This is a genomic window from Bifidobacterium sp. LH_389, assembly GCF_056357235.1.
This window is the reverse complement of sequence record NZ_JBKEVR010000001.1, coordinates 288,774-312,463: the sequence shown is the minus strand read 5'-3', so window position 1 is coordinate 312,463 and position 23,690 is coordinate 288,774. Positions and strand designations below refer to the sequence as shown.

Here is a 23,690-nt window from a genome sequence, read left to right as displayed (position 1 = left end):
CCGCGCCCGGGCCGCCGGCCGCGGCGCACGGTTAGGTCAGAGCGCGATCGCCGGCTGCTCGGGCGCGGGGCGCTCGTCGATGGCCGCGAGACCGTCCACGTCCGCCGCGTAGAAGCGCGTGAGATCGGCCGTGAACTTGCGCAGGCTTTCCTCGCTCGAGTAGAGCATGTGCCCGGCCGGGTAGTACGTGAACGCCACGTTGCCGCGCAGCGCAGCGGGCAGCCCCATGTGGTCAATGTCGTACTCGGTCTGGAAGAACGGGGTGCACAGGTCGTACACACCGTTGCCGATGAGCACCTTGAGCGTGTGCTGGTGCGCGATCGCCGCGGCGAGGTCCGGCACCACGTTGGGGAACGGGATCTTGGATCCCCACGAGCTCTTGGTCATCTCCGGCTGCGTGTGCCACCACGTCCAGCCCTTGCCTGGCTCGGTGGCGTTCCAGTCGAAGTCCGCGAACCCGCGACGCTCCTCGGCGCCCTCCCATCCGAGCTCGTCGCGCAGGTAGGCGTTGGCAAGCGACGAGTAGGCCGGGTCGAGGAACGCGTCATCCACCACGAAGGTCTCCTCGTCGTTCATGCGGTCCAGATCGTAGCCGGCCACGCGGCCGTCGTAGCGGCCCACGATCCGATCCCGATCGCGCAGCAGCTGCTTGCGGAAGCGCATGTCCACCACGCGCAGGTCGGACTCGTAGACATACTGCGCGTCCAGACCGGTCAGTTCGGCGTATCGCTCGGCCACGCGGCGCTTGACGGCCGGGTCGAGCGAATCCCCCATGGCGAGGGCCATGCGCAGCGGGCCGTTGGCGAAGGCGCGGGCGGCCCTGAGATGTTCGCCCAGCTCGACGTCGGAGGCGGCGCGGCCGTGGTACTTGGCCACGGAGGCGAACGTGGGGAAATAGCCGATGTAGTACTGGTCGCCAGTGTCGAGCGTGAACGCGTAGTCGAGAATGTTGGAGATGAGCGTCAGGCCGTTCAGGGCCACGCCGTCGGACTGCAAACGGTAGGCGAGCGCCGCCCCGCGCGTGGTGCCGTACGACTCGCCGAGCATGTACTTCGGGGAGTTCCAGCGGTGGTTGACGCTCAGCCAGCGGCGGATGAACGCGGAGAAGCCCCTGACATCGCCGTCCACGCTCCACAGCTCGGCCTTGGCCTTCTCCGCGATCTGCGAGAAGCCGGCGCCGGCCGCGTCGATGAACACCAGATCGCTCACGGGCAGCAATGTGTACGCGTTGTCCACGAGCGCGTAGGGTGCGGCGGGCACGGGGGCCGCGTCCGGCACGCTGATGCGCTTGGGGGCGAGCGAGCCCATGAGCAGGAAGGTGGTGGACGAGCCGGGCCCTCCGTTGAAGACGAACGTGACCGGGCGTGTGCGGTCCGGTCCGTCGGTGGCCGGGTCCACGGCGGTGAACGCGGCATAGAAGATGCTGGCGGCCGGCTTGACCTTGCCGGCGTCGATGTCCAGCGTACCGATGGTCGCGTCGTACGTCCATGCGCGGCCGTCCACCGTGACGCTGTGACGCGTGGTGTGCGTGACGGGTTCCGGCAGGCCGTTGCGCTTGTCGGAGGCCCCTTCGTCCTTGGTTTCCTTGGCTTGCTTGGCGGTGTCCTGATCGGTCATCGTGGGTGGTATTCCTTTCTTGCGCGTGTCTGGCTGGCATGCGTCTCGCATACGGGTCCGCCCCTCCCGCGTAACCTGTGCGGCACACGGAAAGGGGCGGAAGCGGGCGGGCCGAACCAGGCGATTCGCCGGTCTCAGTCCTTCTCGATGGTCTTGCCGGCATTGGCGCCGGAGGAGAGGTCCTGGATCTCGGTGACCTCGAGCACGGGGATGACGGCGGGCTTCTTGGTGCCCTTCTCCTCGGCCACCTTCACCTGCGCGGCGTAGATGTCGTCGTCGACGTGCAGGACCACATTGCCGCGGAAGCGGTAGCCCTTCTTCTCGGCGAGGTTCGCGAAGGCGATGACGAGCGGGGAGCCGTCCTTGAGGTTCTGGTAGGCCTGACCGGCGGTACGCTCATGGTAGGCGATGTGGTGCTCGTCAAGCACGAACAGGCTCATCTTCGGGCCGAGGTCCAGCTCGCCGTCCTTGGACACGGTGGAGATCCAGCCCAGATTGTTCTCGACGAATTCCTTGATTTCCGGGGTGATGGTTGCCATGATGGCTCCTTTCGACGACGTTCTGCAGAGGTTCTACAGCGATGCTGACTCACTGTCTAGCGTACCGAATCGCAGGCGCGGGCGCACGCGATTCCGGCGCATTTCGGCGTTTTGTGGGCAACATCACGCGCGCCGCGCCGACGCCGCGCCGAGCGTGCCGATCAAGGCAGGCCGGCGGCTACTGTATGAGTGTTCGCAACGCAGCACGAACAAAGGAGTAGGCATCCCATGGCGGTCCGCAGTCGGTTCCAGCAATTGCGCAGCACGTGGTCGCGCTCGTTCCCGCCGAATCTGGCGCGGCTCATGCTGCTCACCTGCGCGGCGCTGTGGGGCGGCAGCTATCTGGTCGCCAAGTTCGCCATTGCGGCCATTCCCCCGCAGTGGCTCATGGGCATGCGCGTGCTCGGCGCCTGCACGGTCATGCTGGTCCTGTTCCACCGCAGCATCATTCCGGCGCTCAAACCACAGATCATCGTGCCGGCGCTCGTGGTGGGCGTCACCTACTGGGGCACCATGGTCACGCAGACCATCGGACTCAAGACCATCGATCCGGGTCGCAGCGCGTTCCTCACGGCCGCCTACTGCGTGCTCACCCCGTTCGCCTCATGGATCGTCACCAAATCCCGCCCGGGCACCATCAACCTCGTTGCCGCGGTGATCTGCCTGACCGGCGTGGGCTTCGTCTCGCTCAAGAACGGTGGCTCGTTCGCACTGGGCGCGGGCGACTGGCTGACCCTCGGCACCGCGGTGATCTTCGCATTCAATCTCACGTTCCTGGGCGTGTACGCCAAGCGGTTCCACCCGATCGCCGTCACGTGGGTTCAATTCTTCGTGGCCGGCGTGCTGTTCGTCGCGGGAGCCCTGTTCACCGAACCCGCGCCGAATGCCGGGTGGCTGGAGCCTGACGTGGTGGTCGCGTTCCTGTACCTGTTCCTGGGCGCCACCATGATCGCGCAGATCATGCAGAACATCGGGCTCGCGCACGTGCCACCCTCGCAGGCCTCGATCATCATGTGCACGGAAAGCCTGTTCGCCGTCACGTTCTCCATCCTGTTCTGGGGCGAAGCCGTCACGTGGAACTCGGTCGTGGGCTTCACGCTCATCTTCGCGGCCGTGCTCCTGTCGATCGTCACGAAGCGGAAAGAGTAATCGACAGGGCCGGCCGTTTCGCTCAGCCCTGTCGATCAACCCTTCCAGGCGCGCAGCACGTCGGCCGGCACCTTCGCTGCATCGAAACGGTAGTGACCGCTGACCGCCATGCGGTTCGGCGCATCGAGGTAGTCGTTGTCGCGACCGGGCACGCCCATGTTGTGCAGCAGGTACGGGGTGCCGGTCGCGCGGCTGGCCCTGTCGGAGACGACGGCGATGTGCTTCGTGGTTTCGAACGTCACGATGTCCCCGGGCTGCCACTGCGCATGGTCCGTCGGATCCGTGGTCAGCGACTGGCCGTAGCGTTTGAAGAACACGTCCAGCACGCCGGTGCGGCGGAAATCGATGTTCGGGTCCGGCGTGGAGGCCACCGCCCGGTAGACCTGCGGGTGGGCGGCCACGTCCGCGTCCACCATGGCCTTGAGATCGTAGCCGGCCTCGCGGAAGGCACGCCAGACCAGATCGGTGCAGGCGCCGCGGTCCGCCGGCGGATAACCGCCCGCATAGTAGCCGTCGTCGTACGCGGGTTCGGCCTGCGCATCCTTGCGGGCGCCGGCAACGATGTCCGTGGTGTCGTCGATGCCATTGGCGTTGTAGTCGGTGACGCTCTGCACGATCGTCAGGGGCACTGTGTCGGTCGGCGTCCCGGCGGTTCCCGGCGCCCCGATCGCCCCTGCCGCACCGGAACCCGCCCGCCCGGCCGCGGTTCCGATCAGCGAGGGGACCGCGGCGAGCCGATGCCACGCCACGGCCGCTCCGGTTCCCAGTGCAGACACCAGCACGACCGCGAGCAGCGCAGCCACCGTCTTACGCTTCCGGCGGACCGTAGAAACGCGCTCTCCATCGCGGTATTCCACCTCGTTCGCATGACGAACTCCGTCCCCGTGCGTGCGTCCTAATGTCATGGCAACTCCCTTACGCCGGATGATGTCAATCTGTGGCCATGATACGTGGCTTCCATGTGCCCGAGCCGTCCCTTGGCGGCAACATGTGCAGATCGGACAAATGCGGAGTGCATCGCCACAGGCACCTGAACTGCGCAGGCACCTGAACTACGTTTTTCGCCGTCAACAACGCGCCACTCTGCATGGAACGGCCATGCCCCGCATTGCTTTTGCCGATTTGTGCGGTCGAATTCCCTGCCCCGGTGCGGTATCGGTGCTGCAATATGGTTGAATTCCCAACGCTGCTATCGGAGCCGCCCCACACAATCAACCGCACAAATCGGAAAAGCAAACTACATCCGTCGATTTCAATGACTGCCCGGTCCCATCCGTGGCCAAACGCGCGCTCGACCGCCATGGAGGCTGTCCAAGGAACGCATGTGACGCTGCCACGGACGGGCCTTGCAGCACATACCTGCCTCGGACCCCGATTGAAGTGCAACGCCCCAATCGGCCCAACCCATGACGCTTCTCTGATGCAGGTTGGACCGATCGCACGATTCCACGGTTGCCGATGCCCGGCTGGTCAAGGCACAGGCCCGAGGTCGCACAGATGGCGTAAAACGTATCATCCGATACATAAACGTACGCTGACGGCGGCTAGATGGCGTGAATCATATCGTGTGATACGAAAACGTACACGAGGAGCGGCCAGACGGCGTAAATTGTATCGGCTGATACGAAAACGTACGCTGAGAAGAGGCGGAGAAGAGGCGGAGACGGGGACGGAGAAAGACCGAGAGGCGGGCGGATGCGTGAGTTTCCCCTCCGCGCCTCTGGCGTCTGTGAATTTGAGGGCACAGGTTGGACCGATCAAGCGGAAGCGGGCTGGATTCGCGGGATTCTCGTGGGATTGTTCGCAGACCAAATAAGAAGAGGGACCGGGGAATGGCGTCATTCCGCCAATCTCCGGCCCTTGTTGTCTGTGGAGCTAAGGGGATTCGAACCCCTGACCCTCTCCATGCCATGGAGATGCGCTACCAGCTGCGCCATAGCCCCGTATGAAGTTATCGGACTCCGCAAGCCCCGTACGGCCTGCCGCAAGCCCGGCGGCGAAACCCTCGGCAACATCCACCGATCGCGAAGGCTTCGCACCGTGGAGCTAAGGGGATTCGAACCCCTGACCCTCTCCATGCCATGGAGATGCGCTACCAGCTGCGCCATAGCCCCGTGCTCGTTCAAGCAACTTGCATCAATATACTCATCTTCCCACAGAATGCAACCCCTGCGTGTCGCGCAATGTCACCCGCAAGCGGCTTCACGCGACACGCAGCCGGTATCGCCGCGGCCTTACGCCCAGACGAAATTGCCTTCGCCGGCGCCAAGTTCAAAATGCAGCTTGGCCACGCCCAGACAGATCTCGGCCTGCACACCTTCCAGCGCCTCGCCGCGCACGGTACGACCGTCGGCCAGCAACGTGAAGTGCACCGGTTGCTTGCCCAACGCGCTCGGCGCCAGCTGCACGGCTTCAAGACCTTGGACGAACCATGCGGGAGCCCCGGCCAACGAATCCGGTTCGCCGGCGTTTGCCACGCCCTCCACGGCGCCCAACTCCTCGATGGACTTGCTGCGATGCGGCCGCCCGGGGCGGTTGCCGTAACCGACGGCGACGGCGGCGGGCATACGCTCCCCTTCGCCCATGGTCCATGCGCCGGCGTGCTCGGTCGACTCATGGAGCACGGCCCAGCCGGTATCAAGACCGAGAGATACTGCTTCGAGCGCCAGACGTTCGCCGCAGTATCCGGCGCGCTCATCCAGGCCGGCGGGATCGCCCCGGTCCGCACCGATCAGCGCAATGCAGTAGCGCACGCCCTTGAACCGGCCGTAGTGCGTGGGGCAGTCGCCGAATGCGTCACCGTCGTCATGGACCAGCTGGATGTTGAGATCGTAGCGATCGTTGAGTTGGCCGATCAGTTCGCGCATCGCATCCAGCGTGGCGTCTTCGATCGGCCGGTCGCTGAAATCGCGCACGGCATGGCGTTCGGACATGGCCTCGATGATGTTCATTCGTTCTCCTTGCTCGGTGACCACACTAGCGATGGCGAACGACCGGAACGGACGGGAGCGCCCTGCACGGTCAGTGTTCGGACGTGGTGACGCCCGATTGCTCGTCCGCGGCCGAATTGCTCTGCCCGGAGGTGCCGGACGACTGAGACCCGGAGCCGGATGAACTCGACCCGGACGAGGAACCGGACCCGCTGCCGGAGTGAGAGGAACCGGACGACGATCCGGAAGAGCCGGTGCCCGAAGAACCCGACCCGGACGAGGAACCGGACGATCCGGAGCTGGACGAACCCGTGCCCGTTCCGGATGGGGACCCGGAGCCGGAGCCGTTCGAGGAGCCGGACGAGCCCGTCCCGGACCCAGAGCCGCTGCCAGTGTTCGAGCCGCCGGAATTCGAGTTGTTCGAGCCATCGGACGTGCTGTCGGACTCTTCCGATCCAGCCGTGGCGGAGGCGCTCGACGAGGCGCTGGGAGATGCCGTGGCGGTCGATCCACCGGTCGCGGAGTCTTCCTTCGCGGAATCTCCCGTAGACTCGTCCTCCCCCTTGGCGCCCTTGTCGGTCGTAGCGGAGGAAGTCTGGGAGGATGTAGGCACGGGCGTGGGCGTCGTCTTGACACTGGTGGACGTGTTGACCAGATCTCGCACCACGGAGTCGGTGCCGTTGCCGTTCGTGACGAGCATGATCACCGCGGCGGATGCGGCGGCGGCCAGCAGCGCACTGGCGATGGTGACCACGATGGCGGTGCGCTTGCGACGTGCGGCGGCGCGGCTCTGTGCAAGCACGCTCTCCGCGCGCAGATGCTGCATGCGCGTGATCGAGGGCGGCAGCGCGGTGGACGCCTCGATGATGCGCGGAGACGCGCTGCGTTCCGTTCCCCCGGCGATCACGCGCGGCCCGTCCGCTCGCGCGGCCTCGGTCCGTCCGTCGACGTCTTCCCCATCCGGGCGATCCGCGGCCGTTGCATCGCCGTCCTTGCTGGACATGCCATCCGCGACGGCCGCATCGTCGCCGGCGCCGGGCAGAGTCTCATCGGCCGATGCGGCGGAGCCGGATCGGGCGGGTTCGGCAGACTCGGTCGTCCCGGCAGACCCGGTTGCCCCAGCCGTCTCGTCCGGTGAGGCATCCCCGTCGGCGTCGCTGGAGCCTGCGCCCACGGTCTGCTGGATTTTCTTCGTGGAGTCGCGCAGCACGTTCTGGTAGATCTGCGAGGAGATGGCGGTGACGATCGAGCTGACCGCCACGCCGATCACCGAACCGGCCAGACCGATGTGCGCGGACAGCAGGAACGAGGTGACCGCAGCCAGTGCGCCGGCCACGATCGGCACCCATGAGATGTTCCGGAAGAACCCTTTCAACCAACAACCTCCCCCGCTCCCGACGGTCGGTCGGGCGTACGGAACCTGAGAACAACAGTTATGCAATCAGGCAAGGTAGCACGTTCCGCGACGGAAACGCTGGGGATTGCGCCGAAGAGACGGGCGGCGGCACGTTATTTTTCAGAATCCTTACATATTCCTAACGCCGCTCGCATCCCGACCGATACCCGACCGGTACCGGCAGCGGAGCTACAGCGCCGGATTGTCCCACTGCTCGGTGTCCGCGGCTGCCGGACCGTGGTTGTAGTCCACGAGCCGCCAGCGTTCGGTGCCGTCCGCCGCATTCGTCAGCGACAGGCGCGCCCAGTGGGCGTTGCGCATGGAGACCACGCCGCAGTAGTTGGGATTGTCGGATTCGCGGCCGAATAGCGTGTAGACCACCTGCGAGATCCACGCGCCGTGGGAGAACACGAACAGTGTGGTGTCGTTGCCGGCGCGGTACGCCCAGTCGTTGAGCGCCGCCACGCCGCGTTTGCCCACCTCGCGCCGGGGTTCGGCCCCGTGCTTCAGCTCGCCGCCCTGCCATGTGGCGTAGGAGCGGTAGTCCTCGGGGAAGCGTTCGCGCAGCACGGTGCCGGCCTCGCCCTCCCAGTCACCGAAGCTGCGTTCGCGCACGCGCACGTCCGGATGCACCTCGAGGCCGAGCGGATCGGCGAAGGCATGTGCGGTGGCGGCGGCGCGGGACAGGTCGGAGCAGACCACGAGCTGCTTCGTGCCGGGGCGGCGGTCCACGTACAGGGACTTGAGCGCTTCGGCGGTGCGGTGCACCTGCCAGTCGCCCACCTCATCGAGCGGAATGTCCACCTGCCCCTGGAATCGCCCTTCGTGGTTGTAGGAGGTACGGCCGTGCCGTACCAGAATCACCGTGCCCACGTGCTTCGGGTGCTCGTGCTCCGTATCCCCGTACAGGTCCATGATGGATGCCATGGCGTCGTCCCCTTTCGTATGCGTCGCAATGCCGTTGCCGGACCGCCCGCGGATCGGTCAGTCGACCGGGCCCTCCCCGTCCGCAGCGTTCCCGTTCTGCGTCACGGTCTCGCGCTGTGCGGCGGGTTCGGCCGGCAGGTCGAGTTCGATGGCCGGGCAGTCCTTCCACAGCCGTTCGAGGCCGTAGAACTCCCTGGTTTCATCATGCATCACGTGAACGACGAAGTCCCCGTAGTCGAGCAATACCCACTGCGCCTCGGTCAGCCCCTCGCGCGTGCGGGCGTCGAGGCCGGCCTCCTCGTGCAGCTTGCGCTCGACCTCCTCGGCCACGGCGAGCACCTGACGCTCGTTCGAGGCGGAGACGATGAGGAACGCGTCGGTGATGCCGAGCGGCTGGGAGACGTCAAAGGCGACGATGTCGGTGGCCTTCATCTTATCCGCGGCGCGCGCGGCGATGCGGACGGCGTCGATGGAGCTTTGCAGTGCGGCCATCCGATCAGCGCTCCCAGACGGGCTTCCAGCCCTCGACCACGTGCTGCGTGTTCTCCGAGTACGCCATGGCGTCGTCCGGCACGGCGTGGCGGATCACGCTGCCGGCGCCGGTGGTCACCCCGTCGCCCACCTGAACGGGGGCGACGAACAGGTTGCCGGCGCCCACGTGCACGTTGGAGCCGATCTCGGTGCGGTTCTTGTGCACGCCATCGTAGTTGGCGGTGATGGTGCCGCCGCCGATGTTGGTGTGCGAACCCAGATGCGCGTCGCCGATGTAGCTCAGGTGCGGCACCTTGGTGCCTTCGTCGATGTGCGCCTTCTTCATCTCCACGAACGCGCCGGCCTTGGTGTCCGGGCCGAGGTCGTTGCCCTGGCGCATGTAGGTCCACGGGCCGATGTTCGCGCGCGCGCCGATGTGGCTTTCCTGCACACGGGAGCGCTCCACGTGCGCACCCTCGTCCACGGTCGCGTCGATGAGCGTGGTATACGGTCCGATCACCGCCTCGGGGGCGACGACGGTATGGCCCTGCAGGAAGGAGCCGGGCAGCACGGTCACGTCGCGGCCGAGCTCGACGTCGTCCTCGATCCACGTGGTATCCGGGTCGAGGACGGTGACGCCCTCGCGCATCCAGTGCTCGCAGACGCGGCGGTTGTGCGCCTTGGCGAGGGCGGCGAGCTGCACGCGGTCGTTGACGCCCTCCACGCTCAGCGCATCGGGAGCTGCGAACGCGCCCACGCTCAGGCCCAGTTCGCGCGCGGTCTCCAAGGCGTCCGTGAGGTAGAACTCGCCCTGCGCGTTGTTGGCGTCGAGCCCCGCGATGGCACGTTCGAGCACGTCGGCCTCAAACACGTAGACGGAGGTGTTCACCTCGTGCACGGCCAGTTCGCTTTCGTTGGCATCGCGCTGTTCCACGATGCGCAGCACGGAGCCGTCCTGATCGCGGATGATGCGCCCGTAGCCGGTGGGGTCGTTCAGCCTGGCGGTGAGCACGGTGGCGCCGTTGCGGTTGGCGGCATGGAACTCGATCAGGGACTCGAGGGTGGCGGTGTCGAGCAGCGGCATGTCGCTCGCGGCGATGAGCACCGGTCCGTGGAGTGCACCCTGAGGTGCGTCCGCCGCGAGCCGGGCCATGGCGCACTGCACGGCGCGCCCGGTGCCGGGGATCTCGTCCTGCTCGACGATCGTGACGTCCGGATCGTAAGAGCGCGCGGCCTCGGCCACGCGCTCGCCCTGATAGCGCACCACGACGGCGAGCGTGCCGACGTTGAGCGCGGAGACGGAATCCATCACCCGGTTGAGAAAGGTCTTGCCGGCGAAGGTGTGCAGCACCTTCGGCGTGGCGGAACGCATGCGGGTCCCCTCGCCCGCGGCCAGGATGATGGCGGCTGAAAGCTCCATGGAGTTGAGGTTCCTTTCCAGTATGCGAAAGGGCCGCCCGCCTCGAACGATCGAAGCGAACGACCCGTTTGGCGAGTTCCCCCACCTGGACTCGAACCAAGACAAAGGGTTCCAAAGACCCGTGTGCTGCCATTACACCATGGGGGAATGCGGCGGGCGGCAAAACCCGCCAAGTGTTCATTATGCCATACGTTCGGACCGGCGTGACACGCGCACCGCGCGGACCACCGGACGGACCGTCCGGGCCGCAGAACTCAGGCGAACAGGAAGCCCTGCCCGTGGTGCTCGGGGTACGTGTCGAACAGCTCGGCCACGGAACCGTCGTCGAACACCGCACGGATGGCGCTGCCCAGCAGCGGGGCGATGGACAGCACGGTCAGGCCGTCCCAGCGCTTCTCCTCCGGGATCGGGACCGTGTCCGTGACGACGACCTCGCGCGCCCCGCAGTTCTTCAGGCGCTCCACGGCCGGGCCGGAGAACACGCCGTGCGTGGCGACGACGGTCACCGAGTTGGCGCCGGCGTCCCTGAGGACGTTGCATGCACCCACGATGGTGCCGGCGGTGTCGATCAGATCGTCCACGAGCACGCAGTCCTTGCCCTTGACGTCGCCTACCACGCGGTTGGCGACGGCCTGGTTCGGGCGAGTGATGTCGCGCGTCTTGTGCACGAAGGCGAGCGGGCCGCCGCCGAGGCGCTGCGCCCACTGCTCGGCCACGCGGATGCGGCCGGCGTCCGGGGAGACCACGGCCACGTTGTCCAGCTGGCCGCGGAACCGGTCACGGATGTAGTCCACGAGCACCGGCATGGCGATGAGGTGGTCCACCGGGCCGTCGAAGAAGCCCTGGGACTGCGCGGCGTGCAGGTCCACGCTCATGATGCGGTCGGCGCCGGCGGTGGCCAGCAGGTCGAAGACCAGACGGCAGGAGATGGGCTCGCGGCCGCGGTGCTTCTTGTCCTGACGGGAGTAGCCCAACAGCGGGCAGACGGCGGTGATGGAGCGGGCCGAGGCGCGCTTCAGGGCGTCGATCATGATGATCTGCTCCATGATGGCCTTGTTGACCGGGTTGGAGTGCGTCTGGAGCACGAACACGTCCGCGCCGCGCACCGATTCGGTGTAGCGCACGTACATCTCGCCGTTGGCGAAATCGTAGGCCGTGGTCTCCAGCACTTCGATGCCGAGTTGATCGGCCACGTCCGATGCCAGCTTGGGATGGGCCCTGCCGGTCACCAGAATAAGGTTCTTGTCGGGCTTTCCTTCGAGGATTGCGCTCACCATGGTCTCCAAACGTCGACGTCGCGTAGTTGACGGTTTCACAGTGTAACGAGCGCCGCAGACCGCCGGCGACGGGAAGGTGTCGCCAAGGTGGCCGGCCGGTGAACGCCCCGTCACATGCCGGCCGCCGCACGCATGCCGCCCGGCGAGCCGTCAGCGCCGGTACAGTCCGTGCTTGCCGATGTACTGCACCACGCCGTCGGGCACGAGATACCACACCGGCTCCCCCGCCTGGCTGCGCCGGCGCACGTCCGTCGAGGAGATCGCCAGCGCGGGGATCTCCAGCAGGTCCACCTTGCCGTCCGGCAGGGCGTCGATGTTAAGTCCCTTGATGCTCGAGGAGTAGCCGGGGCGCGTGACGGCCACGAAATGGGCCAGATCCCACATGCGGTCCGCATCCTTCCAGCGCACGATCTCCGCCACCGCGTCCGCGCCGGTGATGAAGAACAGCTCCGCATCGGGCCTCAGGGCCCGGATGTCGCGCAGCGTGTCGATGGTGTAGGTGACGCCGGGACGGTCGATGTCCACGCGCGAGACGGTGAACTTGGGGTTCGACGCGGTGGCGATGACCGTCATGAGGTAGCGGTCCTCCGCGTTGGTGACGTGCTTGTCCAGCTTGAAGACCGGCCGGCCGGTGGGCACGAAGATCACCTCGTCGAGGTCGTACACCCAGGAGACCTCCGAGGCGGCCACCAGATGCCCGTTGTGGATGGGGTCGAACGTGCCGCCCATGATGCCCACGCGGGGCACGGCGTGCCGATTGCCGCGCGCGGAGGTGCGGCCTTCGGACAGGGCGGACAGGTCGGACATGCGGCGGGTGGCGGCAGGCGAGGGTTCGGCGTGCACGGAAGCCGGATCGTCCATGGGATCCGTCATGCCGCATGCTCCCGTTCCGCCGCCGCGGTCTGCTGCGCCTCGGTGTCCTCCGCGCGGGTCTCGCGCTCCATCTGCTCGGCGGTCGGGTCCGAGCTGCCCGGGTCGATGCGGTTCATCTCCTCGTCCCACTCGTCCTGCACCACGCGGCGGATCTCCGCGAACGTGGGCAGCGGGAAGTCGGGCTGGAACAGCCGGCGCACCTCCGCCACGCGCTCGGTGATGCGGATGAGCGTGTCCGTCATGCCGTCCACGTCACGCTCGCGCTCCATGGTGCGGAAGCGGCCCACGTACTGCTCCATCATGGCCATCTGCTCGCGCAGCACCCTGACCTGCGCCTCGTCCAGCGTGGCCACCTCCGGCGCGTCCTCGTTCGGCCAGCGGATGAGCACCGCGTCCGCGTACTCCAGCGACGCGCGCTGCTCCGCGGTGGCGATGCCGTCCTCGATCTGCACCAGGAATACGTAGCGGACCATGCTCAGCCGCTCGGAGGCGATCTTGAAGCCGAGCCGCTGGTCGGTCGTGTCCACGTCAAGCACTTTCATCAGTTCGTCCTCGTTCATGCGCGCACCTGCCCCGTTCCGTATGCGATCCACTTGGTCGTCGTCAGCTCCTCGAGCCCCATGGGCCCGCGGGCGTGCATCTTCTGCGTGGAGATGCCGAGCTCCGCGCCCAGTCCGAACATGCCGCCGTCGGTGAAGCGCGTGGAGGCGTTGACCATGACCACGGCCGAATCTATGCGGCGGGTGAAGCATTCGATCGCCGAGTAGTCCTCGGCGAGGATCGCCTCGGTGTGCCCGGTCGAATGCGCGTTGATGTGCGCGATCGCCTCGTCGAGCGAACCGACCACCTTGACGCCCATCCGCAGGGCCAGATACTCGGTGTCCCAGTCCTCCTCCACCGCGTGCACGAGGTCCAGCGGCTCGATTCCGGCCGCGTCGATGATGTCGAATGCCTCGCGGTCGGCCCGCAGCTGCACGTCCCGCTCGGCGAGCGCGCGGGCGGCGGAGGGCAGGAATGCGGCGGCCACGTCGCGGTGGACGAGCAGTTTCTCGGCGGCGTTGCATACGCCTACGCGCTGGGTCTTGGCGTTGAGGATGACGGGGATGGCCTTGGTGAGGTCGGCGGAGCGGTCCACGTAGATGTGGACGTTGCCGGCGCCGGTTTCGATGACGGGCACCTTGGAGTTGCGTACCACGGCCTGGATGAGGCCGGCGCCGCCGCGGGGCACGAGCAGGTCGATGTGGCCGCGGGCCTCCATCATGGCGGTGGCGCCCTGGCGGCCGAAGGGATCGACGGTGGCGATGAGGTCGGGGTTCAAGCCGTGGGCGTCGAGTACGCCTGCGAGGACCTTGAGTGTGGCTGCGTTGGTGCGTTCGGCGGCATGTCCGCCGCGCAGGAGGACGGCGTTGCCGGATTTGAGGCAGAGGGCGGCCACGTCGACGGTGACGTTGGGGCGGGCCTCGTAGATCATGCCGATGACGCCGATGGGTACGCGCACCTGGGTGAGGCGCATGCCGTTGGGCATGTGGCGGCCGCGGACCATTTCGCCCACGGGGTCGGGCAGGGCGGCCACGTCGCGCACGCCTTGCGCGGTGGCGGCGATGCGGGTGGCGTCGAAGCGGAGGCGGTCGAGTTTGCCGGCGTCCATGCCGGAGTCGAAGGCTTCGGCCATGTCGAGGTCGTTGGCGGCGGTGATGGCGTCCGCCTGGGCGTCGAGGGCGTCGGCCATGGCGAGCAGGAGTTCGTTCTTGGCTTCGGTATTGGCCTGGGCAAGCGTCGTCTGTGCGGCGGCGGCGCGGTCGGCGAGTGCGCATACCCGGTGCTGGATTTCCGGGTCGAGGGCGTCGGTGGGTGCGTTCATGCCGTGTGTTCCCCTTCCTGTGCGTCCCGTGTGGGTGAACTATGGGGCTTGATGATAGTCGCACCCCTGCCTTGGGCTGGTCGGGTGCCAACGGATGGCAACGGCGGGCGGGCGGGGGTGGTGGCGCGCTATGGTGTTGGCTGGCAGTGCAGCGGTCGGCCATGGTGGCCGGTGCAGAGAGAAACGAGGAAGTATGTCGCAGTCGCAGCCGTCGGTGAATGCCCTGACGCCGGGGCAGGTGGAGGAGGCCGTGGATGCGGCCGCGGAGAAGAAGGTGGGCACGCCGTTTGGGCGGCTGTTGGTGTCGGCCATGTTCGCGGGGGCGTTCATCGGGTTCGGTGCGTTGTTCTTCATTGTGGTGACGTCGGATTCGGCGCTGTCGTTCGCGGCGGGCAAACTGTTGGGTGGCTTGGCGTTCTGCCTGGGTCTGGTGCTGGTGCTGTGCTGCGGTTCGGAGCTGTTCACGGGCAATTCGCTGATGGTTTCGGGTGCGATGGAGCATCGGATCGGATGGGGGGCGATGCTGAGGAACTGGGCGATCGTATGGGTCGGCAACCTTCTGGGCGCGCTGGTGGCGGTGGGGCTGGTATCCGCCGCGGGGATTCTGGATCTCAACGGCGGGGCCGCGGGTACGACGGCGATCGCGGTGGCGGCGGCGAAGATCTCGCCGGATTGGTTCACGCTGTTCTTCCGCGGCATTCTGTGTAACATCTTCGTGTGCCTGGCGGTGCGCATCGGGTTCGCGGCGCGTTCGGTGGCGGACAAGGTGGTGGGGATCCTGCTGCCGATCAGCGCGTTTGTGGCGTGCGGGTTCGAGCACTGCGTGGCGAACATGTTCTTCCTGCCGGTGGGGCTTGCGGCGAAGCTGTCCGGCTATGCGCTGCCGGCTTCCGGGGCGAGTGCGGATGTGGTGAGCGTGGGCGGCATCCTCTACAATCTGTCCGCGGCCACGCTGGGCAACGTCGTGGGTGGTGCGGTCTTCGTGGGGCTGGCCTACTGGTTCGTGCAGGGGCACCATGCGGACCGGGGCATCTTCGCTCGCGGCGGTGAGGCCGACTGAGATCGGTCCGACGCGACCGGTCCGGCCGAACGGTCCGGGATGGGCGGGCGGGTGTCCGGCGCGGGAGAACGGCGCCGGGCACCCGCCCGTTTCCGTATGTGGACCGCGAGGGGTCGGCGGTATGGCGCGTCCGCTAGACTGTTGATGCCTGAAAAGTCAAGCCGTGAACCATCAGCAAAGGACGCATCCGTGACCACCTTCCACAGCACGCGCAGCACCACCGATTCCCTCACCGCCAAGCAGGCGATCCGCAAGGGCATCGCCGACGACGGCGGCCTGTTCGTCTCCGATTCGCTGGGCGAGGCCCGCGTGGATCTGGCCAACATCGCGGCCAAGAGCTATCAGGAGATCGCCCTCGATGTGCTCGGCGCGCTGCTGGGCGACTACACGGCCGAGGAGCTTGCCGAGTGCATCCGGGGCGCGTACGGCAGGCAGTGGGCGGATCCGGCCATCACGCCGCTCAGGCCGCTGGGCGACGACTACGTGCTCGAGCTGTTCAACGGCCCGACCTCCGCGTTCAAGGACGTGGCGTTGCAGATCCTGCCGCGGTTCATGGCCCGCACCGCGCCGGCCGGCGGCGACGCGGACGAGAAGGTCATGATCCTCACGGCCACCTCCGGCGACACCGGCAAGGCTGCGCTGGCCGGATTCGCGGACGTGCCCGGCACCGGCATCACCGTGTTCTATCCGGAGGGCAAGGTCAGTCAGGTCCAGGAGTTGCAGATGACCACGCAGACCGGCGCGAACGTGAAGGTGGCCGCGGTGAAGGGCAACTTCGACGACGCGCAGTCGGCCGTCAAGCGCATCTTCGCCGACCGCGACCTGGCCACGCGTCTCGCCGCCGACTCGCATGTGGCGCTCTCCTCCGCCAATTCGATCAACGTGGGCCGTCTGGTGCCGCAGGTCGTCTACTACTTCTCCGCCTACGCGCAGCTGCTGCGCCAGCAGGTCATCAACACCGGCGACGAGGTGGAGTTCGTGGTGCCCACCGGCAACTTCGGCGACGTGCTCGCCGGCTACTACGCCAAGCTGCTCGGCCTGCCGGTCAAGCACCTCGTGGTCGCCTCCGACCGCAACAACGTGCTGTTCGACTTCCTGCGCTCGGGCACGTACGACCGCAACCGTCCGTTCTTCCAGACGATCAGCCCGTCGATGGACATCCTCATCTCCTCGAACCTCGAGCGCATGCTCTACTACTTCTCCGAGGGGGACACGCGCCTGATCGCCATGCTCATGAACGATCTGGCCAAGTACGGCTGCTACGAGATCCCCGAGGACATGCTGGCCCGCATCCGCCGCGTGTTCGGCTGCGGCTGGGCGGACGAGGATCAGGTGCGCGAGGCGATCGCCGACTGCTGGAAGAAGAACCGCTACGTGATCGACCCGCACACCGCGTGCGGCTACTACGTGATGCGGCAGATGCCGGCCGACCCGCTCACCCCGCGCGTGCTGCTGGCCACCGCGAGCCCGTACAAGTTCCCGCGCGTGGTCAACGAGGCGCTCGGGTTCGACGCGACCGGCACCGACTTCGCGTGCATGGACGCGCTGGCGGCGGCGACCGGCACCACGGCCCCGGCGGCGCTGCGTGGACTGGAGACCGCACCCGTGCGGTTCACGGACGCGATCGACATCGCCGGCATGGAGGGCTTCGTGGCCGAGGCGGCCGCCGCGCTCTGACGCCTCCGACGCCTCTGACGCCTCCGACGCCTCCGACGCCTCCGACGCCTCCGACGCAACGCGACCGGCAACCTTGACGGGCCCCGCCCGTGTCTCGAATCGCCTCCGGATTCAACAACGGTGGCGATTCGAGACACTGCGGGGCCTTTTTCTGTCTCAGATCGCCACCGGTTTTCAGCCGGACGGCCGCCGTGATCCGGCGCCTCACACCAGCCGGGTGCGGTACTCCCCCGTCTCGGCCACGGCGCGGATGCCCTCCACGCTGTGGTCGACCATGGAACGCACGGCGGCGTCCGTGTAGAACGCCATGTGCTGGGTCATCACCACGTTGGGGAACTGCCTGAGGTAGGCGATGCCGCGGTTGGTGAGGATGTCCGTGCGCCGGTCGCGGTGGATGAGTTCCTCCTCGGTCTCCACGGTGTCCAGTCCCAGTCCGCCGATCTTCTTGGCCTCGATGTTGTCGATGAGCGCCTCGAGGTCCATGAGTTCGCCGCGCGCGCAGTTGATGAGCACCACGCCGTCCTTCATGCGGGCGATCGAGTCGCGGTTGATGATGTGCCGGTTGGCGTTCGGGCCGGTTTCGATGAGCGGCATGTGCAGCGTGATGAGGTCGCACTGCCGGTACAGCTCGTCCAATCCCACGTATTCGGCCGCCTCGGCGACCTCGGGGTTCGGGTGCGGATCGTAGGCGAGGATGCGGCAGCCGAAGCCCGTCAGGATGCGTACGACCGTACGCCCGATGCGTCCGGTGCCCATCACGCCCACGGTGAGGTTGCGCATCTCCCGGCCCTGCAGGCCTTCGAGGGAGAAGTCGTACACCTGCCCGCGCCACAGGGCCGGCTTGTAGTTGCGCAGCACGAGCAGCATGAACATCACGGTGTATTCCGCCACGCCGTTGGGCGCGTAATCGGCGTTGAGGACGGCCATGCCGAGCCGCCCCGCCGCCTCGAGGTCGATGTGGTTCACGCCGATGGTGCGCGTGGCGGCCACGGCCACGCCTTCGTCCCGGAGCGTCTCCAGTAGTCCTGCGTCGAGCTGGCTGTGGCCCAGCACGCTCACGCCGGCCGCTCCCCGGGCCAGCTCGGCGTTGGCGGCGGTCAGCGGCTCGGCGTGGAGCTCCACCTCGGTACCCGTGCGCTCGGCGGCCCGGGCGAAATCGGCGCGTTCGTCTTCCCTTACGTCAAATGCAGCGATCTTCATACGCTCATTGTAAGGGCGGCCCGCGGGCGCGGCAGCGCCTACAGGTCCTTCCGCCGGTACGCGCGCAGGGAGCTGGCGAGCGAACCGGCCACGGCGGCGGCCGCGACGGCCACGGCGAGCAGCGCCGTCAGCCACGGCGAGACGAACACGTGGGCGTCCAGCCAGCCGAGGATGGCCGTCAGCCGGTCCGGAAAGCGCAGCGCCGCCGCGAACAGCAGGATCGCCACCACCGATCCGCCCAGCGCGAGCGAATACATGATCGTCTGCGGCTTGAACCGGTATGTGGACGCCAGCGCCGCGGAGGCGAGCAGCACGTAGCCGAACGTCAGCGCGCCGATGCGCGGCCAGGGCACGCCGCCCATGGCGCCCAGCTGGCCGGCAACGGCGAACGCCAGCACGTAGGAGCACAGGGAGATGACGGCGAACACGCCCGCGAAGATCGCCAGATACGCATAGCGGCCCAGCACCTGATGGTCGCGCCCGGCCGGCATGATGCCGTTCATCCTCCCGTTGCCGCCCATGTCCTGATAGACGCCGGGGAAGGTCAGGAAACTCGCGAACGTGAGCATGGACAGGCCGGCAACGTAGTTGAACACGGCATTGATCAGGGACGGCATGTCCGCGTCCCCGCCGCCCATGGCTACGGTAAACAGCAGCAGCGTGACCGGTTCGGACAGCAGGTAGAAGGCCATCAGCCCCGCGCCGCAGCTCGTCATGCGAATCCAGTCCACGCGCATGGATGTCATGATCGCCTTCATTTCAGGGCCTCCCCGTCGTTCGTGCGCGCGGCGCCGGCCGTCGCGTTGGTCAGTCGGATGATCTCGTCGATGCTTGCGGGCTCCACGAGCAGCCGCGGACGGGTCCGATCCCCGCCCTGCGTTGCGGCTGCGACGTCCTCGGCATGCAGGAGCGCGTCGAAGCCGGTGCCGTACGTATGGATGCCCACGGCGCGGGCACGCACGGAGGCGTCGAGGTCCGCGAGCCCGCCCTTGACCACGCGGAAGGCGTCGAGCAGCTCGTCCTTGGGACCGGTGTAGTAGAGGCGGCCGCGGTTGACGTACGTGATGAAGTCCGCGTCGCTTTCCAGATCGGAGGTGATGTGGGTGCTGAACAGCACGCTGTGCTCGCCGTCCTCGATGTATTCGTGGAGGATGTCCATGAGCTCGTCGCGGGCGAGCACGTCCAGTCCGCTGGTGGGCTCGTCCAGAATGAGCAGGCGCGTCTCGTGGCTCAGTGCGGCGGCGAGCATGAGCTTCATCTGCATGCCGCGCGAGAGTTCCTTGACCTTCCTGCGCCGGTCGAGCCCGAATCGGTTGAGGTAGCCCTCGAACGCGCGGGCGTCCCACGTGGCGTACAGGGCGCGCATGGCACGTTCCACCCGGTTCACGGTCCACAGGTCCACGAAGTAGCTGGTGTCGAACACGACGCCGAGCTGCTCCTTGACGGTTTCCTCGGCGGCGATGTTGTCGCGCCCGAGCACTTCGATGCTGCCTGCATCGCGCTGGATCATGTTGAGGATGAGTTTCATGAGCGTGGACTTGCCGGCTCCGTTGGGGCCGATCAGCCCCATGATGTAGCCGGTCGGCAGGTCGAAGGTGATGTCCTCCAGCGTGAATCCTCCGGGGTAGCGCTTGCCCACGCCGCTGACGCGCAGCGCGAACCGTTCCCGTTGCATGGCTGTCACCGTGGTTCCTTTCCTGATGGGAAGGCGCCGTACCGGGCTTCGAGCATGCCGAGCAGGTCGATGAGCGGGATGCCCGCGGTGCGTGCGGCGGCGCAGGCTTCATCCAGCGAGGCGTTGACGCGCGCGACCAGCTGCTGGCGCATGCGTTCCCCGCCCCGTTCCATGACGAACGTGCCCTTGCCCTGCACGTTCTCCACGATGCCCTCGTCCGCCAGTTCGTTGTACGCCCTGGCGACGGTGAGTACGGAGATGCGCAGTTCCTTGGCGAGCCGGCGCAGGGAGGGCAACGCCTCCCCCGCCCCCAGCTCGCCGCTGAGGACGGCTTCGCGGATCTGATGCTTGATCTGCTCGTAGATCGGCTCTCCGGACGTCGATGAGATGATCAGTTTCATCGAGGCTCCCTTCCGATGCGACGCCCCATCCCGAGATGCGAATGGGTCGATGACGGCTGTCGCAGTACTGTTTTGCTGTCATACATAACAGTACAACAACATCGGGCAACTGTGCAACTGTGCTGCATAACAGTTGCACGGCCGGCGTGTCGGAACGGGCCGTCGAGGGCAGGCAACGAAACAAGACGCAACGCAGCGGACCCGGCCGGGGAAAACGGCGCAGCCCGCACCGGGCGCGCCCGCGGCCCGCCGCCTACATGAGCACGGTCTCGGCCTGCATCAGGTGCACGTTGGCGCGCATGAGCCGGGCGTCCTCGCGCGTGATCTCCTTGCTTTCCAGCATCTCGCGGATGGTGTCCAGCTCCATGCGCATGGCGTCGTTGCGCACGGCCTCCACGGCGGAGGGCTCGGCCATGTGCACGGCGGACATGGACGTGTCGAGGATCTGGTTGAGGCCGCGGCGGTACTCCACGAGCAGGCCTGCCACCAGCTCCGCATCGTAGGTGTGGCTCAGGAGCAGGTCCTGGAGCTTCTCCATCACGTCGTTGTACAGCGGCACCTGCACCGAGCGGATGGCCCTCGTGCGCTCCGCCTCGAGGCCGGGCGTGCGCCGGGCGATGCCCTCCCAGAAGCGGCGCATGATCGGCATGAACCGGCGGCGCAGCTTGGCCACGCGGAACGACAGGCCGCGCACGCCGCGCGGTACGGCACCCTCGCCGTCGCCCGGGTCCATGCGCTCGAGCACGCCTTCGATGTGCTCGAGCAGGTACCGTGCGCCGTTGAGCTGCAGGAGCGTCTCCGCATCCGGGTTCGCCACGCCCTCGCGCGCCTCGATGGCGTCGCGCAGCCAGTCGCGCTCCCACCTGAGCGTGCGCACGCGCAGCTCGTTGGCCTCGCGCGGGGAGGACGAGTAGCGGATGTTCGATTCCACGCGCGCAATGCGGTCGTTGTAGCTCTTGAGCACCTGCGTGACGGCCGCATGCGTCTCGGCGGTGTCCGCGTCCACGATCTTGGCAATGGTGCGCCGCAGCATCTCGATGTCCCGCCGCGACCATTCGTTGCTGGACGTGTCCTCCGGCTTGGGCGAGAGCAGCGGCAGCATGACGTTGGAGATCACGATCGACAGCACGATGTACCCGGAGACGAGGAACAGCAGGATGTTGCGCACCGGGACGGAGGCGCCGGAGTCGATCGAGTACGGCAGCGAGAACGCCATGGCCAGCGAGATGGCGCCCTTGGGGCCGCCGAAGGTCATCACCACGGCGGAATGCCAGCGTTCCGGGGTCATCTTGCGCCGCAGGCCGGTCACCGCGTCCTTGGCAAGGCGCAGGGTGCCCACGCACCAGACGAAACGCAGCAGCAGGGTGAGCACGGTGAGCAGGAGCACCAGGCCGATCATCGCCCACAGGTCCACGCGCGGATCCTCCCAGATGGCCCGCATGGCGATGGGCAGCTCGATGCCAAGCAGCACGAACACCGTGCCGTTGAGCGTGAAGTCCACGAAGTGCCACACCGAGTTGGACACCAGATTGACGCGGGCCACGTCCCCGCCCACGCCGGCGCGCGGGAATGTGATGACCACGCCGCACGCCACCACAGCCAGCAGGCCGGAGATGCCCACGTGCTCGGACAGCAGGTACACGCCGAACGGCAGGAACGACTCCATGAGCATGCGCGTGGTGACGTCCTCGAGGTTGTGCCGGCGCAGCAGGAGCACCAGCCGGTCGAACACCAGTCCCACCACCGCGCCGATGAGCGTGCCGAACACGAAGCTGGCGAGCACTTGCCCGCCGAAGCTCACCGGCGAGAACCTGCCGGTGGCCAGCGCCACGAGCATGGTCTGGAAGCCGACGAGGCTGACCGGGTCGTTGAGCAGGCTTTCGGACTGGAGCACGGACTGCTGGCGGGGCGTCAGCTCGACCACGCCGCCGAGCTGGGCCACGGAGACCGCGTCGGTGGGGCTGATCACGGCGCCCATGGCCACGGCGGCCATCATGGGGATGGCGGGCCAGATCTCGTGCAGGGCCACGCCGCTGAGGACCATGGTGACCAGCACCAGTCCCACGGCCAGCGACAGGGACAGGGAGATGTCCTTGCTCAGGGCCTTGCGGTCGATGTTGCGCGCCTCGAGGTAGAACAGCGGGACGATGAACAGCAGCATGAACATGTCCGGTTCGAACTGCACGTTCTGCAGCGTGGGGGTGAAGTACCAGACGATGCCGAAGGCGATCTGGATGAGCGGGGTGGAGATCTTGGGCAGGAACCGGCTGAGGAACGAGGAGATCAGGACGGCGAACAGAATTTCCGTAACGAGTATTGCGGTACCCATAGGCCCCTCTTCTCCTTATGCGGCGCGGCGTGCCGCAGAGCCCGTAACGAACGGTCCCATTGTATGGCGCGGGGTCAGGCGCCGGCGCGGGGGTTCCACGAGCCGGGCGAGACACGGCGTGTCGCGGCGCGTCATGGCGCAGCGCGCGGGGACGGCCGAAACGGTCCGCACTCCACGGTGCGCAATCCGCAGCCCGCCGTCACCTCGTCACAGGGTGCGCGGCGCCTCGGAGAAGTCGAAGAGCACGCCGTCGGCCTCCTCGCAGATGGCGGGCCAGTCGCGGTTCGAGGAATCGTCGTGCATGGCCCACACGCTCATGCCCACGGACTTCGCGGAACGCAGGCCCACGAGCAGATCCTCGAAGACGGTGCAGTCATGTGCCTCGACGCCGAGCCGGGAGGCGGCCAGCAGGTAGACGTCCGGGCGGTCCTTGCCCACGTCGTTCGCGTCATCCACGCTCACGATCACGTCAAACAGGTCGAGGATGCCCACGTGGCGCATGGCCGGCTCCCTCAGGGACGGGGGCAGCGAGGTCGCCACGGCAAGTCGGGCGCCCGTGGCCTTCAGGTACTCCAGATACTCCTTGGCGTACGGTTTGGCCTCCACCATGGTTCCGTAGGCCTCGCGGGCCATGTCGTCCCATTCGGCCATAAGCTGCTCGGGCGTGTCCGGCAGACCGAACCGGGCGATGGTGTACTCGGCGATCTGCCGGAACTGCATGGAGCCCACCTTGAGCACGTAGTCGTCCGGCACGGCGATGCCGCGTTTGGCGAGCGAGTCGATGTCGATCTGGTCCCACACGCCCATCGAGTCGAGCAGGGTGCCGTCGAGGTCGAAGATGGCGGCCTTGCCGGCGTTGGCGAGCGAATCAGTGGTGGCTGTCATGGC

21 protein-coding genes and 3 tRNA genes are annotated in these 23,690 nt (G+C 67.1%); 3 read left to right on the top strand and 21 right to left on the bottom strand.

Features of this window, described 5'->3' with window-relative positions; all coding sequences use genetic code 11:
- Positions 1-36: 36 nt before the first annotated feature.
- Positions 37-1,617, bottom strand: a complete 1,581-nt coding sequence (locus AC1AZA_RS01320) for a S10 family peptidase (protein ID WP_476512944.1) — start codon at positions 1,615-1,617, stop codon at positions 37-39.
- A 134-nt stretch (positions 1,618-1,751) separates the two neighbouring features.
- The gene (locus tag AC1AZA_RS01315; RefSeq protein WP_476512943.1) at positions 1,752-2,156 is read right to left on the bottom strand and encodes a pyridoxamine 5'-phosphate oxidase family protein; all 405 of its coding nucleotides are present in this window, start codon (positions 2,154-2,156) and stop codon (positions 1,752-1,754) included.
- Positions 2,157-2,384: 228 nt separating this feature from the next.
- Between AC1AZA_RS01315 and AC1AZA_RS01310 the strand changes: the two genes are divergently transcribed.
- Positions 2,385-3,305, top strand: coding sequence for a DMT family transporter (locus tag AC1AZA_RS01310; protein ID WP_476512942.1), 921 nt, complete (start codon positions 2,385-2,387; stop codon positions 3,303-3,305).
- A 35-nt stretch (positions 3,306-3,340) separates the two neighbouring features.
- On the opposite strand, the gene AC1AZA_RS01305 is transcribed toward AC1AZA_RS01310, so the two are convergent.
- The 13 genes from AC1AZA_RS01305 to AC1AZA_RS01245 form a co-directional block, all read right to left on the bottom strand.
- Positions 3,341-4,210 carry a DUF1287 domain-containing protein gene (locus tag AC1AZA_RS01305; RefSeq protein WP_476512941.1) on the bottom strand — a complete coding sequence of 290 codons (870 nt, stop codon included), beginning with the start codon at positions 4,208-4,210 and terminating at the stop codon, positions 3,341-3,343.
- A gap of 965 nt (positions 4,211-5,175) precedes the next feature.
- Positions 5,176-5,248: transfer RNA gene (locus AC1AZA_RS01300), tRNA-Ala, on the bottom strand.
- Positions 5,249-5,346: 98 nt separating this feature from the next.
- Positions 5,347-5,419, bottom strand: a tRNA-Ala gene (locus AC1AZA_RS01295).
- Positions 5,420-5,539: 120 nt separating this feature from the next.
- Complete coding sequence (locus AC1AZA_RS01290; RefSeq protein WP_476512940.1) at positions 5,540-6,256, bottom strand: nitroreductase family protein; 717 nt, start codon at positions 6,254-6,256, stop codon at positions 5,540-5,542.
- A gap of 70 nt (positions 6,257-6,326) precedes the next feature.
- A complete protein-coding gene (locus tag AC1AZA_RS01285) occupies positions 6,327-7,610 on the bottom strand; it encodes a hypothetical protein (RefSeq protein WP_476512939.1) in 1,284 nt (427 codons plus the stop codon).
- A gap of 210 nt (positions 7,611-7,820) precedes the next feature.
- Positions 7,821-8,558 carry a histidine phosphatase family protein gene (locus tag AC1AZA_RS01280; protein ID WP_476512938.1) on the bottom strand — a complete coding sequence of 246 codons (738 nt, stop codon included), beginning with the start codon at positions 8,556-8,558 and terminating at the stop codon, positions 7,821-7,823.
- Between the two features lie 57 nt (positions 8,559-8,615).
- The gene (rsfS, locus tag AC1AZA_RS01275; protein WP_476512937.1) at positions 8,616-9,050 is read right to left on the bottom strand and encodes a ribosome silencing factor; all 435 of its coding nucleotides are present in this window, start codon (positions 9,048-9,050) and stop codon (positions 8,616-8,618) included.
- Positions 9,051-9,054: 4 nt separating this feature from the next.
- Positions 9,055-10,449: a bifunctional UDP-N-acetylglucosamine diphosphorylase/glucosamine-1-phosphate N-acetyltransferase GlmU gene (glmU, locus tag AC1AZA_RS01270; RefSeq protein ID WP_476512936.1), complete on the bottom strand. Its 1,395-nt coding sequence runs from the start codon at positions 10,447-10,449 to the stop codon at positions 9,055-9,057.
- Between the two features lie 76 nt (positions 10,450-10,525).
- A tRNA-Gln gene (locus AC1AZA_RS01265) sits at positions 10,526-10,596 on the bottom strand.
- A 107-nt stretch (positions 10,597-10,703) separates the two neighbouring features.
- Positions 10,704-11,726, bottom strand: coding sequence for a ribose-phosphate diphosphokinase (locus AC1AZA_RS01260; protein ID WP_476512935.1), 1,023 nt, complete (start codon positions 11,724-11,726; stop codon positions 10,704-10,706).
- Positions 11,727-11,876: 150 nt separating this feature from the next.
- A complete protein-coding gene (gene nadD / locus AC1AZA_RS01255) occupies positions 11,877-12,599 on the bottom strand; it encodes a nicotinate-nucleotide adenylyltransferase (RefSeq protein ID WP_476512934.1) in 723 nt (240 codons plus the stop codon).
- On the bottom strand, positions 12,596-13,159 hold the full coding sequence (locus AC1AZA_RS01250) for a phosphoribosylglycinamide synthetase (protein ID WP_476512933.1): 564 nt from the start codon (positions 13,157-13,159) through the stop codon (positions 12,596-12,598). Before AC1AZA_RS01250 ends, nadD begins: the two co-directional genes overlap by 4 nt.
- Entirely contained in the window at positions 13,156-14,460 is a 1,305-nt protein-coding gene (locus AC1AZA_RS01245) for a glutamate-5-semialdehyde dehydrogenase (protein ID WP_476512932.1), read from the bottom strand. Before AC1AZA_RS01245 ends, AC1AZA_RS01250 begins: the two co-directional genes overlap by 4 nt.
- Positions 14,461-14,653: 193 nt before the next feature.
- Between AC1AZA_RS01245 and AC1AZA_RS01240 the strand changes: the two genes are divergently transcribed.
- Positions 14,654-15,520, top strand: a complete 867-nt coding sequence (locus AC1AZA_RS01240; RefSeq protein WP_476512931.1) for a formate/nitrite transporter family protein — start codon at positions 14,654-14,656, stop codon at positions 15,518-15,520.
- Positions 15,521-15,709: 189 nt separating this feature from the next.
- The gene (gene thrC, locus AC1AZA_RS01235; protein ID WP_476512930.1) at positions 15,710-17,197 is read left to right on the top strand and encodes a threonine synthase; all 1,488 of its coding nucleotides are present in this window, start codon (positions 15,710-15,712) and stop codon (positions 17,195-17,197) included.
- Between the two features lie 204 nt (positions 17,198-17,401).
- Here thrC and AC1AZA_RS01230 read toward each other — a convergent pair whose 3' ends face one another.
- From AC1AZA_RS01230 to AC1AZA_RS01205, 6 genes are all read right to left on the bottom strand, one after another.
- A complete protein-coding gene (locus AC1AZA_RS01230) occupies positions 17,402-18,397 on the bottom strand; it encodes a D-isomer specific 2-hydroxyacid dehydrogenase family protein (protein WP_476512929.1) in 996 nt (331 codons plus the stop codon).
- Between the two features lie 38 nt (positions 18,398-18,435).
- Entirely contained in the window at positions 18,436-19,143 is a 708-nt protein-coding gene (locus tag AC1AZA_RS01225) for a hypothetical protein (protein WP_476512928.1), read from the bottom strand.
- Between the two features lie 8 nt (positions 19,144-19,151).
- Positions 19,152-20,081, bottom strand: coding sequence for an ABC transporter ATP-binding protein (locus AC1AZA_RS01220; protein WP_476512927.1), 930 nt, complete (start codon positions 20,079-20,081; stop codon positions 19,152-19,154).
- Positions 20,078-20,473, bottom strand: coding sequence for a GntR family transcriptional regulator (locus AC1AZA_RS01215; RefSeq protein ID WP_476512926.1), 396 nt, complete (start codon positions 20,471-20,473; stop codon positions 20,078-20,080). Before AC1AZA_RS01215 ends, AC1AZA_RS01220 begins: the two co-directional genes overlap by 4 nt.
- 253 nt (positions 20,474-20,726) lie before the next feature.
- Positions 20,727-22,802: a cation:proton antiporter gene (locus AC1AZA_RS01210; protein WP_476512925.1), complete on the bottom strand. Its 2,076-nt coding sequence runs from the start codon at positions 22,800-22,802 to the stop codon at positions 20,727-20,729.
- Positions 22,803-23,009: 207 nt separating this feature from the next.
- Complete coding sequence (locus AC1AZA_RS01205) at positions 23,010-23,687, bottom strand: HAD family hydrolase (RefSeq protein WP_476512924.1); 678 nt, start codon at positions 23,685-23,687, stop codon at positions 23,010-23,012.
- Positions 23,688-23,690: the final 3 nt, after the last annotated feature.